A 14,364-nucleotide genomic window follows, 5' to 3' on the forward strand; every position below is an offset into this window, starting at 1 on the left:
GTAACCTTAAGGTTATTTAGACATATTAAAATCTGTTTTGTTTAAAAGATTATATAGGATCACAATCTCTGCAATTATGTAAAAAAGTAAAATAATAGAAATTTTATAAGGTGAAACATCATCCAATAAGTATCCCATGCTATTTAATCCAGATGGAATAATTTGATATGGGTTTAGTCCTGGTATTAGAAAGATTAAAAGAAAGACTTGAACGATAAAACCATAAAACATCTCCTTGGTTATCCAGGCAATAATAAAGGATAATAAAATATAAAATACTATTTGTAAGTATCCATTGATAAAAAAGTGATAAAGAATGTCCATAAGAGTAATTGCATCTAGAGACGAATCGAAAGCTCTTAGTCCTAAAAAGCGTGCAAGAACAAGAATAATTATTAATAAACCGACCAATAAAAAAGATATTGATATCAGCACTTTAAAAAAATTTTTAAGCATCCATTCATTTATAGAGTTATATCTCAAAATCTTATAATACCCCAGATTATTTATTTCATTATTTAAGTAAAGATGTATTAGGTATGTAAACCCATAAAAAATAACAATATAGGTCAATAAAGAAATAAACGTTGTCCCCTCTGTTGAAGTACCGAAAAATATTGAAATAAAAACATCTTCAATAGACTGCAAGGAATTTCGCTGCAATCCTGAAAGAAGGCATATCCACACTAAAACAACATAAATCACGTATTTCAAATTAATCTCCAGATTTATTTTTGGTTTTTTATCAACTTTGGTAGACAAAAATAATAGAAAAGCTAAGATTATAAACTCAATTAGAAAAGATGTCCATGTGTTTCCAAATGAATTAACACCATGAAAATAAGTCATATAGTTCGGCAATACAAAAAGAGAAAAATCTAAAGTAAACCATTTAAAAGATATAATACTCAAAAGCCAAAATAAAACCGCTGCTATAATTGAAAAGCTAATCTTTTTAGTTAATAAAAAAATGATCCCTAATAACAGATGGAGTGATGTATATGTCATGAAAAACAATATAATATGAAGAAAAAGAGCTACCACAGGATGTCCAATATAGGACGATAATATATTTGCTGGAAAACTTAGAGGTATTCCTTCAGTGATTCCTGAAAAATTACTCCAATTATTTTCTATTGGAATACTTATTATTAACAACATAGTAATTATAAATAAAACAGTGAACATCAATAACTGTTGTCTCATAAATTTAATTAGTGTAAAAACAATCCATTTATGGTAAGATCCTAACCTAATTAATAGAAAATAATTAAATTCTCCTTGAATGTTTTTTAAGGATGACAATAATAAAACAGGTGTTATGAAATACAATATAAGGTGAATATCACTGGAGAAATTTATGACGAAATCCCAAACATTAATTCTAGCGTTTTCCATCTGCGAAAGAGCGAATAAATCCAAACGCAAAAAGTAACCATATATATAAAGAATTATTCCCGTAGCAAACCACTTAATAGGTGATTCCTCTTCCATAAACATTTTTAACCGATATTGAAAATTATTCATAACTATCATTCACTTTTTTTCTGACTAGAAGAACAAGAATTATATTGATGATTAGTAATAAACCAAAAGGAATTAAGACTGTCCATAGTGGTTGTTGTGAAATCGCAATTGGAAATAGAGTAGCACTTGGTGAGAACTGAAAGGCACCAAGCACTTGCGTTATAAAGTCGAATACTAAATAATATATAAAAGGAAATGATAAAGCTATTAATGGTTTTTTTGATAACATTAACAATAATAGACCAAAAGAAGCATACAACATACCGTTTATCCCAATCCAAAGAGAGTACACTACACCATATGTTAAAGTTCCTGCTACTAATAATTGCTCAAAAGTTGTAACTGGAATTGAATTTCCATTGGGATTATCTAACTGAGTTATGTTTAATAAAGGTTCAATATACATTATAAAAACAAATGGAATAAAGATCATTAAAAATGCTACTGTAAATGAAAGACACCCATTTACAATTAACTTTGAATAAAAATATTTATTCAATGGAATTCGGGGGCATACATATGTTAAATAGTTGTTTTTCTGTTCTCCAATGAAATTAGTAGTATAAACTAAAATCACTAATAATGGAAATAGTAGGGGGATAAAATCTGAATTTACCCTTAAAAAAATATCAAGTTGCCTATAAAAAACATATCCATTTATTATTTGAATATATTTGATTGTAGGAAGTAATAAAATAAATATGGTCCACAAAAGTATATGCGGTAATGTTATTGTTTTTTTAAATTCATTTTTTACTTGTTGAAATATCATTTTAAAGCCAACTTTCTCCTATTCATAGTATAAATGTGTGTTATCTGATACTTATGAAGACAAGAAGAGCGTAGTCATAAAAACCGCTCTTCTTCATTCGTTTTTTTTAATTACTTCTCCATGATCCCGCTACACGGACATTTACAATTGTAGAAAGGTCATTGCTAAACTGTACGTGTGCTTTTTTGCCTTTTTTAACAGAGTTAGGAAGAGTAAAAGTACCTGTAGTAGAAACTCTAACCCACTTTCCTGTTCCGCCATCGCTTGACCGAACTCTAGCATCTAATGCCTTACCAAGTGTACTTACTTTTAGATCTGCACGTGCATCAGTTTTTGATTTTGTTTGGTTGTTGGTATTAGCACTACCGTTCATGCGAGGTACATCAACATTATAACTCTCATAACTAGTACCCGCAGATATAAGTCCTCCTGAAGTAAGTAATAATATGGTCGCTAAGCCTAAAGTTGCTAGTTTCTTAGATGATTTTTTCATGTTATATCACCTCCTTGGAAAGGAGTATAACAGTTAACTTACAAAAATGTTGTCGAATTATGTAAAAATGTAATAATTTTTTGAAAAAATTAAGTTAACTTAGGGTAGAGGTATCTAATTCTAGTTTAGAACCATTTATTTTAAACACTTTATCACATAAAATGTTAATATCTTCTCTATTATGACTAGTAAGAAGAATAGTTTTCCCTTTCTCTTTTAAGGTTTTTAAAATAGCCCTAGTTTTAACAACACTATCTTCGTCCAATCCGTTAAATGGTTCATCTAGGACGAGAATATCCTGATCTTCCATAATAGCCTGTGCAAAAGCCAGTTTTTGTTTCATACCAAGAGAATAATTTTTCACTTTTTGTTTTGCCTCTGGCTGTAATCCCACCATTTCCATAGTAGTTATAATCTCTTTATCTGTTATCTTGTTCTTAATTATAGAAAGATTTTTTAAGTTGTCAAAACCTGTTTTATTTGCTATAAATCCCGGTCTATCTATAATAAGCCCTATATTTTGGGGAAATCTATTTTTTCCTTTGTCCAATTCTTTACCATTTACATAAATTAAACCTTGGTCAGGAAATACAAAACCACAGATCATCTTAAACAAAACTGATTTTCCAGAACCATTTGGACCAACAAACCCATAAATCATACCCTCATGTATATTTAAATTAACAGACTTAAATAATGAGATTCCATTATACCCTTTATTGACATTTTTCAATTCAATAATTGCCATGAATGACCAGATCCACCTTTCTATGTTTATAAGTCCTTTTAATATAATAACAATTTAGAAGGAAGAAAGTCCATAATTAATCGAATTTTAATACAAACGAAATATTTTTTAAATAATTAGCTCCCAGTCTCTTTATGCGGTTATATGCCCGTGAATGAAATTTCCATATTGATATTTTCGAAGATATTTTGGTGTCATAACTACCCTAAGTTTATTACCTTAATTTAAGCAAAGAAGTGGGGTTATAGAGAAAAACACGTAGCTGTGTTAATGGTATTACGGGGTGGTCTCCCTGAAAAGAGTATATCTTTTTAAAAGGATTCTTATACCAAATGTCTGCCTTGCTTTTAAAGTCCCTTACATAAATCATTTTTAGAAATTTAAATACAAAAATAGGTTAGCAGCCTAGTGAACATCTAAAAGTAACCCCTTTCGAACTTTGATTAGGGTATTCTAATGCTTTTGCTTTTAATCTTGGTATGTCAACACTTAAATAGACAGTTTTATTAAGTGTTCTTTTTTAAATTGAATAGGGGTAAGATAGTCTAGACTTTCATGTACACGACAATGGTTAAACCAATTCACATAATCGGCTAACTCTAGTTTTAATTGTTTTAAACTATCGAAATTTCTATTCTCCACAAACTCTGTTTTGAATAAATGTCGATTCTACTACAGCGTTATCATAAGGACACCCTTTTGTGCTAAGAGAAGGTTCGATTCGAAATGCAGCTAATGCTTCATCAACTATCTGGTTATCAAACTCATTGCCACAATCGGTGTGAAAAATAGACTTCTTGGCAGGTTTGCTGGAATAATGGCGAAAGCCTTCATGATTAACTGATAATCTTTGTTTACTCCTGCACTGTACCCTATCATTTAACGATTAAAAAGCTCGACAAACAGGCAGACATAATGCCACTTTTCAGCTACACGTACATACGTCAAGTCACGTACAAGAACATTAAGTGGGGTATCTTGATCAAAATCGCGGTTTATAATTTTTTAGAGAATACATAACTTGTTTTACCGTAATCCTATTTTTTCCTCATAAAATTGATGGGCTGGTGCTTGTTGTAACCCAGATGAAAGGGAAACAATTCCATATTTCTTTTCCTTTGCCCAGTTTTCAACATGGGTTAACAGAACTTTCCCATATCCTTTAGAACGTAATTTTACATCAGTAACTAAATCACAAATCCATATGAATTTGCCATTGTATAATGTAATCATTGGCATAAAACCACAAACAGCAACGATATGATTATGGTCGTACAAAGCTAGTAATTTGTAATCATTCTCTTTTACTGCTTGTTTGACTAAGTTAATAAAGACATCTACATTTAAATGGGTTCGTAATTGATTCATAATGGGAAAAACCTCAAGCCACTCTTGTTCAGTCTTTAATTTTTTAGCAACGGTTTGGCTACTATTTACTTTACTTCCTTCCTAATATAAATACATTTTTTTGTTCAACTCTTATTACGTTGGGTCTATCGTTACGATTGTTCCTTGAGCAGTGGCACAAATTTTCTTTTCTTCATTCCGTAATACTTGTACATCACAACGGCATACTGCTTGTCGTTTGCCGGCATAAATAACCGTCCCGATAGCAATTAATTTTTCTCCGATGGCTGGTCTTAAGTAATTGATTTTGTATTCCGAAGTTAATACATGTGGCCCTAAAACGGAGCCACCTACAAAAGTTAATGCGTTGTCAGCAGCGTAGCTTAAAATACCTCCGTGGACAAATCCGTTTTGCTGTAATAAGCTTTCTTTTACCGGTATTTCTAAAACAACTTCACCTGCAGTAAACTTAGTTAGTTCGGCTCCAATTAGCTTACTAAATGCTTGCATCTCTAATAATTGTCTCCCTATATTAAGCAAATCTTGTTTTTCCACTATATAACCCCCTACCCTTTTTGGAATGATGTTCCAGATGTCATATGACTTGTTCTGTGTTTTTACGCTTGTTATTTAAATGTCATAGTTACTTGAAAATATCGATTTTATAAAATATAAAGGTAATTTAATCATAATTTCAATATTTGTTTATGTCAAGGTAGCTTTACAAACTTAATTGGTAATGGGGAAGTTACTTAAATATGGTACATGAAAGTTTTTTTAATTTGTGTCTAGCTGATCATCTCTCGTTTTACATAAATTTTCTGAAGAAATATGGTTTTCTTGATATTACGTTCCTTTTTATTCTTGTTGCTGTTTTTCTAGTGATTTTTTCAATTATGTAAGTGATTGATTATGGAACATGTACATATATTGAGAGTAGGACAAGTAAAAAGGGGAAATGAAGATGACAATGCCATTAATAATTGTAGTAATAAGCATATTTATTTTATCAGCTTTGGTGATTGGGATTATCATTAAATTTCGCCATAGAATTAAATGTATGACAGGAATGATGATGGCGATGGCACTTGGAATGAGTACAGGGTTAACGATTGGGGTAATTGTAGGTATTATTTTTGCAGGTAATCTGTTTTACTCCACGGTAATTGCCATGCTGACTGGAGTTATATTCGGGTTACTCGCAGGTATGCCGTTAAGCTTAGTGGCTGTATTGGACGGTACACTATCTGGAATGATGGGCGGTATGATGGGAGCAATGCTTGGAGAAATGATCAAGTATGATTACCAAGACGCTTTTATTCGTATCATGTTTATGTTTTTCATTGCGACCGTTATTATTTTATTTTGGATGATGCAACAAGAATTTATAAAAGGCAAGCGACTGTGGAACCATCCATTAGTTTCACTTATCATCTTTGTCATTATTATGATTGTTTTTCAACAGCTGGGGCCGTTCGTATCTTCCTCTAAATCATCTGAACATCATCATATGGAAAATGGAGAAATGCAAATGAAAAGCTTCATTGTTCAAGCAGATGAGTTTTCTTTTTCACCAAATAAGATAGAAGTAACGGCAGGACAAACAGTGAAGATAGTGTTAGATAATATCGGTAAAGTAAAACATCATTTGCAAATTATGGGTGTGGATGAACAAGGAAAAAACAGTCGCCTTCAAATGGAAAGTGCCCCTAGACAAAAAAGTGAAGCAGTCTATACCTTAACAACTCCAGGTGAATACAAATATGTTTGTACCATTTCAGGCCATCAAGAGGCTGGGATGGAAGGAGAACTAGAAGTAACGAATGGTTTTTAAGACGGCGTGTTAATCCAATTTTTGTTACAATGAAATTAATTACAATAATATATAGAAAATAATAATAAAGTCAGGGGATTACTGATAGTGTGATTTGTTAGAAAGCTATTCATAGAAGAAGGGAATTTTTTGGATGAATGCGCAAAGAAGATCTAAGAAGTTTACGATTGTTTTTCACTTTATTATTATTCTGTTTACTATTGGAACCATTATCGCCTATGCACGAAATGAATTCCAAATTGCCTATATGATCATTGCGACCATCATCTTAGTGAACAGTGTATACGGATTGATCAAAGCTTTGTTTCAGGTTCCTTTAGATGCGCCATTTACAAATGGAGGTTTTTCTTTTTATTAACCGCCCACATAGGCATAAGGAATGAAAAATAAGCTTTTATTATATATAGTTAGGTTAAAGAGATTAATAAGATTTGTTTGCTATGGAAAGGGAAAAAGTAACAGTGGAGTAGCATATTATCCCATTGTTGCTTTTTTATTGTCTAGGAAAGTATATTTCGCTTCTACAAATATGAATATCTTTTTTTAAAGTCGTTTCATGTCCCTATGCGCTCAAGCTGTAGCAAACTTTGAGTTTTTTTTAATGAAAAGTCAACTCTGATCGAATCTAAAGGAAACAACCCTTGTTGCAGGGGCTGTTTATCTCGTCAGAAGTTCTCCAGTTTGTACGTCGCTAAGCGAGCGCTTCTAGCTTATGTTTATAGGAATGAAATGGAGGGAGCTTATATGCAAAAAACAATTCCTGTTACTGAAAGAGGATTTCAACGTTTAAAGGATCAGTTAACGTATTTAAAAAATGTAAAGCTGAAAGAAGTAAATGACCAGATAAAGAAGGGGAAAACCTTTTGTGATTTTGATGAAGATCCGGAGCATAGAAGGTTCTTAGAAGAAGTAAACGTTATACAAAAACAAATAGCAGATGTAGAGTTTATGTTAAAACAAGCGGTAATTATTGAGAAAACAGAAACAGATGCAGTAGAACACGGAAAGTATGTCACCTTTAAAGAACTGCCTGATGGTTTGGAAGAGACATATCAAATGGTTAGTGTGGCAGAAGCAGATCCACAAAGCGACCATATTTCTGATCGTTCACCAATTGGAAGAAAAATACTGGGACGAAAGGAAAATGATTTAGTATCTGTTGAGACACCGGAAGGAAAGATAAAATTACTTATAACGAAAGTGGAAGGCTAAGAACTAGGGTTACAGAATAAGTTATGTAATAACTATCAATTGACAGCTGTTAATTGATAGTTTGCTTTTGGAGAGCGTATATTTAAAGCGAAAAAAGAGCTGATTGGTGGCGACCCCGATTTATCACTCTAACTTTCAAGGGTCGATACCTTTTTTAACTCTTTTTTCGCTATTTTAACTAATACTTTTATTATCCCAAACTATGATTGGTGCATATTAACTACGTGAAAACACCTATGTTTTCTTACAGTTTCCAGTTTATGCATAAGACTTATCATAGTGTTCCTATCCCATCTTTTTCCTTTTAATTAAGCGAAATTTATTCATATTGCAAATGGGACATCCTTTGTTCTTCAGTTCCTCTATAGTTGAGAAATCACCCCGAATGCCAACAAGTATGGAATGATGACACTGTTTACACTCATATGTTCGTAAAATTTGTTTTACTTCACCAGTATAAATGGCATCTTCATAATCCCCTGAGATAACTGGCTTTGCAGCTTCTGTTGTTTTTAGTATGATCATTTGCCCTTTATTACCAATCATTTGTGCGCCTTCATACTCATTAAAATGTAAAATCACCTCTTTGATGGATAACCCCATGCGTATAAATTCACGTTGCATCGATAGCATAAAGTCAGGAGATTTATGAGCATATGATAAAAATATAGGTAAACTTTTTTCTTGTTTTATTGCTTCTATACCACGGGAAACAAATAATACCATTCCTTGTAGGGTGTAAGGTGGATCTGTAAAAACGCAATCGAATTTCCCGTGCAACGTCTCAGACAGCGCTTGACGCAAATCAATTTGGTGACAGTTGATTGGCAGCTTCTCCTGCTTCATTATATCGTGAATATAGTGTAAAAACCTTTCATCGATATCTACGACTGTAATCATCGTGTTAGAGCTTTTTAAAGGGAACAAACGTTTTAGTAGTAAACCGATTGACACACTCACTAGATCGTCATCACCAATACATATAATAGTTTTGCCAATTAATGAATGCTCCCTTAGACAAAGGATTGCTCGATGTAAACTTGTTGTGGGAGTGCATTTCGACTGATCAATTTGTACATTTACTTCCGGTCGCATTTGAAAGAGTTGTGTAAGTACCGATAATAGATCAGCAAGCTCTATTTTCCAATCGGTTTGGCTGTCCATTAATTTCTTGTACAAGCTCTTATCTAACCCACTATACCCCAATTCATTTTCAATGTATGTTATCCCTTCATGGGTACAACGCACACCTCGATCTTGCATAAGAATACCTGCTTTTATGAATTCTTTCTTAATGGCAACAGCAATTGGGACGGGAAGAAGTATTTTTCGTGCCAATTGTTTGGTTGAAATTCCTGGATTTATATAACACTCAATCAGTAGCTGTTCAATTACCTTAGCTCCTTCTTGAAGATTTAAATTTGTATTTGCCTTCTCTATATAATTTTTCACGGAATCACTCTTTCCATCGGTATGATAAAGTTCTATTCGCAATGTAAGAGCACAGCGTCATCCAATCATGCTTTTATTTAAACAAAACAGGACAGAATTTGAACATTTCGTTCATCTTCTGTCCTGTAAGAATAGACTATAAATGGGATTTTTTAGCTTCAAACCGGTTTCTGAATGCAGAAAAAAAATCGCAAGCATAAACAGCTAAGTTAATAGTCATAAAATTTTAATGGATGATCGTAGTGTTCTTAACTTAATTGGCAGTCTGCTTTTGTCCAAACCAAATAAGCCCTCAGAAAGTGGGTTATCGACAAAAAATGCAGAACAAACCATATACAATTAATTAGTTAAGAACCAAAACCGACATCAAGACAACTCCCATATAATTCATTATTTATCAGGATAAAGTATACATTAAAACCCTGAAAAGTCAAGCATAAAAAGACGAATTGTAGGAATTTATACGTACATATATGTAATGAAACGACTTTTAGGGGGGGCAATTACAAAAACAATAAATTCAAGATGAATCAGTTACCTCGTGACTTATATTCTTGAAGATTTCTTGATATACTAGAGGGAGTTTAAATAGGGAAAATTTTGTAAATGGTATTTTTAGCTAAATAAAGAATAAGTATCCTATAACCTTATTGGTAGTAGTAGTCACTTTAAAAGTAAAAGGAGGGGTTCTTTATAAAAATGAGTGAGAAAAAGAAAGCAATAATTGTTACCTTACTTTCTGCTATTGTTTTTTGTGCTTTAATCATTGCTGCTTCATTATCTCCATTATCTGAAATGGGAGAAAATGCGAATCAATTTAACTCTTTGGGTATGTGGTTTGCAATTGTTATAATTCTTACCTTTTATATTGTACCATTAGCTTTATATGTTTTTGGTCCGAAGTGGATGAAAATAATTATGGCAATTTTATGTGCTACTGGTATTGTAGTTTTTCTATCGACCATCGTCGCTGTTGTGATCATCGGTATCCTAAATAACATGTTAACAACACTTATTAGCATAATTGTGATCTGTGGATTGGGGATTATTGTAAACACAGTTTGGTTTTTTGTTGCATTTTCCAAAAAGCATTAAAATTACTTGAGGAATCCAAAACTAGGAGAATTGCTTTTGGGTTTAGATTCTTTTTGTTAAGAATACAAATTTATCGTTTTATAATATACAACCTTGGATACAGACCACATGATTACTTCCTTATTTATTTATCGTTTCGTTAATCATACGTCATTAAATATATCCATAAGTAAGTATTATATGTTTTGACATGCTGTTGTTAAGGTAATGGTATGGTAGATACTTAAGCTGTCAGTGGCGGCCCGACAATAAGTCAATTGCCACTTTATACATTAAAAGGTTGACGTAATAACATAATTTTGCAATATACCACTAGGCAACGATTATGCCAGAGCTTTGTCGCTACCTAATTTTTATTAAAGGTTTGAACAATTAAAGTGAGATGCCTGTGTAAGTGCTAGAGGCTATCCAGGCATCTTTAAAAGAACAGTAATTAACTATTGTTACGGCGATAATCACCGCTTTCTCCACCGCTTTTTTCTTGTAAAAAGGTGGGACCAATTGTCATTCCTTTATCAATCGATTTGCACATGTCATAAACAGTTAATGCTGCGGTTGCCACTGCAGTCAATGCCGCCATCTCAACTCCTGTAGCACTAACGGTTTTTACTTCTGCTTCAATGACTAACTGATATACATCATAAGCATCAAGTTCTACCCAAGTAAAAGAGAGGTCTACACTACTTATTGGAATAGGGTGACACATCGGAATTAATGATGCTGTTTGTTTAGCCCCCATAATACCGGCTACTTGTGCAACAGCTAATACATCCCCTTTTTTATTTTTCTGCCCAACAATGTTTTCATACACCATTTTGTTCATTGTTACACTAGAACGAGCAATGGCTTTCCTTACACTTTCATTTTTGTCTGAGATGTCTACCATCCTAACCCTACCATGTTCATTAAAATGTGTGAAATCTGCCATGCTGTCACCTGCTTTCTTATTTACAAACAACGATTCTATAAAAGATTGTCAAAAAGTACGCTAAAATGATGCATCAAATCTTCGCACATTAGACGGATAAAATAGTGGCGTTGAAGTTCATTCAACCATAGTTAAAACTTTTAAGTTCTCAGCCTAAGCGCAACTAGGCTATCTTCTATACTTCGCTTGTCGCTAACCAAGTTCTTTATTGACTTGTTTCTCCGTTCCTTAGAAAAGAGAAACCCTTTTCTTGAGTGCGAGCGAGTCTCGAGGAAGCTACGCTAGTGCTCATGACCTACTGAAAAATCTAGCTATTCGAAACTTCGCCACCTCACCTCGAACTTCGACTCAACAGGACGTGGTAGTGTCAGGTTGCAACAAGGATGTTTTAGATTATCCAATTGATCCTTTTTAACCCCTTTTGAACATGGACTATAATTCTATTTTACCATGCTATTCTCTCAGAATGAAGTTTTACGAAAGAGCTTTGTTAGGTGATGATAATTTAAAACTTGCTTATATGTTAAAAAAGCTTCATAGATTATAAAATAAATCTTGATCAGCTTGATTATGACGTAACGTTATAAGATAAAGTTAGACTAGAAGGATAAAAGTAAAGGGGAATAACTAATGAGCGATGATTATTTCACAGTTAAACGTTTTGCGAAAATGATTGGTACTACAGAGCGAACTCTGCAATACTATGATCGAAAAGGGGTACTGAAGCCTACTAGTTATACAGAGCATAGCCATCGTCTTTATAGTCATGCTGATATATTTAAGATGCAAAAAATATTAACGCTAAAATATTTAGGGTTTTCCTTAAAAGAGATAAAAGAACATCTTTCAGAAAATGCTGCAAATACTATTCATGAAACACTACAGCAGCAGAAGAAATTACTGATAGAAAAATGGAAACAGCTTGACCAAGTTATTCATACTATTTCTCGCGTTGAGAAGATTATTCAGCATAAGGAGATGAATAGTGACCTACTTTTATCAATTATTCATGCTATCCAAACAGAAAGCAATCAAGAAGAGTGGTTAGGAAAGTATCTTTCAAAATCTGTAATTGAAAAAGTATTTATGCGTCATCATTCGGAAGAGGAAAGGATAACTATTGAACGTGAGGTGATGGCATATCTTCATCAAATACAACAGTTTTACAATCAAGGATTTCCCCCACAGCATGCAGAAGTTCAACTTATTATTCAGCAGTTAATTGAATTTGGAAATGATTTACTTGAACCTGAATTGTTGGAAGAACTTGAAAAGCTGGAGCTGAAGGAACTCGGGGATGATGCTTTGTATTATTTTACCATTATGTCTCAAGAACTAGAAGAATATATTAACGAAGCAGTAGATATCTATAATAAGAAGAATTCAACGGTGTAAGCGAAGGGGGAAATTAGCTATAGCTGACAGGTTCTTATATTTAATGTAGAATCTTTGCTTGATAACGTCGGCTTAGTTATAAATACTACGGATCAATTCTTTTAAACATAAGCTTAAAGGTTATGTTGTAACGTGGTTAGTGATGCAATTGTTACTTTTTCATTAGATTTGATCGATTTAGGTGAACCTAAATCGATTGGGTTAGCGGAAATTTTGAATTTATACCTTCTTTCTTTTCTCAATGGGGACATTTTTAAAATTACTTACTAAAAAATAAATGGATAGTAGTTATTTTGTTGTTAATAATTGCACATTAAACTAAAAGATGGTTAAAATAGGCTATTTAAAATATAACGGCTGGAGTCTGATTGTTTCTATGGTTGTATATTTGCTTGCTTTTGGTTTCTTAATACCTGTTCTTCTTTAGTTGCTTGAGCTTAAATGAACAGCGGCAGGGAGGAGGGGGCTAAATATAGTAGACGGATTGGTAATTTAATAAGCCGCTCCGTTTTTAGTTTGTATATTAATTATAGCTTTATCCCGTATGTAACTAGCAGTAAGACTTGCCCTTCCATGGTACGAGGTGAAACCCAGGCGAAGGGTCCAACTGCCGGCAAATGTCCGATTCTGTTCAGAGGCTTTTAGGTCATACCCTTTCGGTACTAACAATCAGTCGGGGTTAAAAGAAAATCCTTTTTATTTATATACTGTAAAAATCGCATTAGCGGATTTGACTCTAAGATGTTCGCTCAATCATTTCTGAAACGGTTATACATTGATAGTTGTTTTTCTTTAAAAATTCTAGTATCTTTGAAAGCGCTTCTACTGTCTGCCTCCTGTTACCACCTGAGTCGTGAAAAAGAATAATATCACCTGGAGAAATATTAGTAATAACATGATTAACTATTTTATCAACGCCCGGTTGCCTCCAATCTCCAGTATCTTGATCCCAAGACCATAAAGCTAAAGTATAACCCTGCCTTTTTGAAATATCGACAATTTTTCTGTTGTATTTTCCACCAACCGGACGAAAAAGTGTAGGTGAATTACCGGTGATTTCACTTATTATTTTTGTGGTTTTATCAAGTTCAGCCTTTAAACTTTTCATACTTAAATCATGACTAAAGGTGTGATTTCCAATTTCGTGTCCTTCCAGGAATTGCCTTTGAATAATTTGTGGATGTTTTTTTGCTTGGGAACCTACAACAAAAAATGTAGCTTTTGCTTCAAATTTGTTTAAGGTATCCAGTATAAGAGGTGTATATATAGTGTTTGGGCCGTCGTCGAACGTTATTGCCACAACTTTCTCATTTGTGTATCCTTCCCATATAACATCTCCTGTCCTCTCATACTTTTTTCTTTCTTCTGTATATGCTTGCAAATTATTAGTTGGAATAATTAATATTACTACATAACTGATTAATAAAATATATCTTAGCATTAATTCTTTTCCCCCATTTGATATTATTCTTGTTTAAAAAATGTATTAAACAATAAAATTTACAGAGCCTATTTTCAAATTGTGATGTCCTTATATTCTTGTGCAATTAAATCACTTCTA

General features: G+C 32.9%; 13 protein-coding genes and 2 pseudogenes. 5 read left to right on the forward strand and 10 right to left on the reverse strand.

The window, feature by feature from the left end; translation table 11 throughout:
• Positions 1–12: 12 nt before the first annotated feature.
• From JNUCC74_RS01830 to JNUCC74_RS01860, 7 genes and pseudogenes are all read right to left on the reverse strand, one after another.
• Positions 13–1,527: a hypothetical protein gene (locus tag JNUCC74_RS01830; RefSeq protein WP_454066684.1), complete on the reverse strand. Its 1,515-nt coding sequence runs from the start codon at positions 1,525–1,527 to the stop codon at positions 13–15.
• Complete coding sequence (locus tag JNUCC74_RS01835) at positions 1,520–2,299, reverse strand: ABC transporter permease (protein WP_454066685.1); 780 nt, start codon at positions 2,297–2,299, stop codon at positions 1,520–1,522. Before JNUCC74_RS01835 ends, JNUCC74_RS01830 begins: the two co-directional genes overlap by 8 nt.
• A 106-nt stretch (positions 2,300–2,405) precedes the next feature.
• Entirely contained in the window at positions 2,406–2,792 is a 387-nt protein-coding gene (locus JNUCC74_RS01840) for a hypothetical protein (RefSeq protein ID WP_454066686.1), read from the reverse strand.
• A 94-nt stretch (positions 2,793–2,886) separates the two neighbouring features.
• Positions 2,887–3,540, reverse strand: coding sequence for an ABC transporter ATP-binding protein (locus JNUCC74_RS01845; RefSeq protein ID WP_454066687.1), 654 nt, complete (start codon positions 3,538–3,540; stop codon positions 2,887–2,889).
• A 489-nt stretch (positions 3,541–4,029) separates the two neighbouring features.
• Positions 4,030–4,191 (reverse strand): annotated as a pseudogene (locus JNUCC74_RS01850) (IS3 family transposase); the annotation flags it as partial.
• 344 nt (positions 4,192–4,535) lie between these two features.
• A pseudogene (locus tag JNUCC74_RS01855) lies at positions 4,536–4,908 on the reverse strand (GNAT family N-acetyltransferase).
• 114 nt (positions 4,909–5,022) lie between these two features.
• Entirely contained in the window at positions 5,023–5,442 is a 420-nt protein-coding gene (locus JNUCC74_RS01860) for a PaaI family thioesterase (RefSeq protein WP_454066688.1), read from the reverse strand.
• Positions 5,443–5,851: 409 nt separating this feature from the next.
• Here JNUCC74_RS01860 and JNUCC74_RS01865 point away from each other — a divergent pair, with 409 nt between their 5' ends.
• From JNUCC74_RS01865 to JNUCC74_RS01875, 3 genes are all read left to right on the forward strand, one after another.
• A complete protein-coding gene (locus JNUCC74_RS01865) occupies positions 5,852–6,721 on the forward strand; it encodes a plastocyanin/azurin family copper-binding protein (RefSeq protein ID WP_454066689.1) in 870 nt (289 codons plus the stop codon).
• A gap of 133 nt (positions 6,722–6,854) precedes the next feature.
• Positions 6,855–7,079: a hypothetical protein gene (locus tag JNUCC74_RS01870; RefSeq protein ID WP_454066690.1), complete on the forward strand. Its 225-nt coding sequence runs from the start codon at positions 6,855–6,857 to the stop codon at positions 7,077–7,079.
• Between the two features lie 386 nt (positions 7,080–7,465).
• A complete protein-coding gene (locus JNUCC74_RS01875) occupies positions 7,466–7,933 on the forward strand; it encodes a GreA/GreB family elongation factor (RefSeq protein WP_454066691.1) in 468 nt (155 codons plus the stop codon).
• A 285-nt stretch (positions 7,934–8,218) separates the two neighbouring features.
• Here the strand turns inward: JNUCC74_RS01875 and JNUCC74_RS01880 are convergent, their stop codons facing one another.
• Positions 8,219–9,385, reverse strand: coding sequence for a bis-aminopropyl spermidine synthase family protein (locus JNUCC74_RS01880; protein ID WP_454066692.1), 1,167 nt, complete (start codon positions 9,383–9,385; stop codon positions 8,219–8,221).
• A 699-nt stretch (positions 9,386–10,084) separates the two neighbouring features.
• Here JNUCC74_RS01880 and JNUCC74_RS01885 point away from each other — a divergent pair.
• Positions 10,085–10,480, forward strand: coding sequence for a DUF5391 family protein (locus JNUCC74_RS01885; protein ID WP_454066693.1), 396 nt, complete (start codon positions 10,085–10,087; stop codon positions 10,478–10,480).
• A gap of 433 nt (positions 10,481–10,913) precedes the next feature.
• On the opposite strand, the gene moaC is transcribed toward JNUCC74_RS01885, so the two are convergent.
• The gene (moaC, locus tag JNUCC74_RS01890) at positions 10,914–11,408 is read right to left on the reverse strand and encodes a cyclic pyranopterin monophosphate synthase MoaC (protein WP_454066694.1); all 495 of its coding nucleotides are present in this window, start codon (positions 11,406–11,408) and stop codon (positions 10,914–10,916) included.
• Positions 11,409–12,038: 630 nt separating this feature from the next.
• Between moaC and JNUCC74_RS01895 the strand changes: the two genes are divergently transcribed.
• On the forward strand, positions 12,039–12,803 hold the full coding sequence (locus JNUCC74_RS01895; protein ID WP_454066695.1) for a MerR family transcriptional regulator: 765 nt from the start codon (positions 12,039–12,041) through the stop codon (positions 12,801–12,803).
• Between the two features lie 736 nt (positions 12,804–13,539).
• Here the strand turns inward: JNUCC74_RS01895 and JNUCC74_RS01900 are convergent.
• Entirely contained in the window at positions 13,540–14,244 is a 705-nt protein-coding gene (locus JNUCC74_RS01900) for a polysaccharide deacetylase family protein (protein ID WP_454066696.1), read from the reverse strand.
• Between the last annotated feature and the right edge of the window lie 120 nt (positions 14,245–14,364).

It is taken from the genome of Cerasibacillus sp. JNUCC 74, from assembly GCF_053667775.1.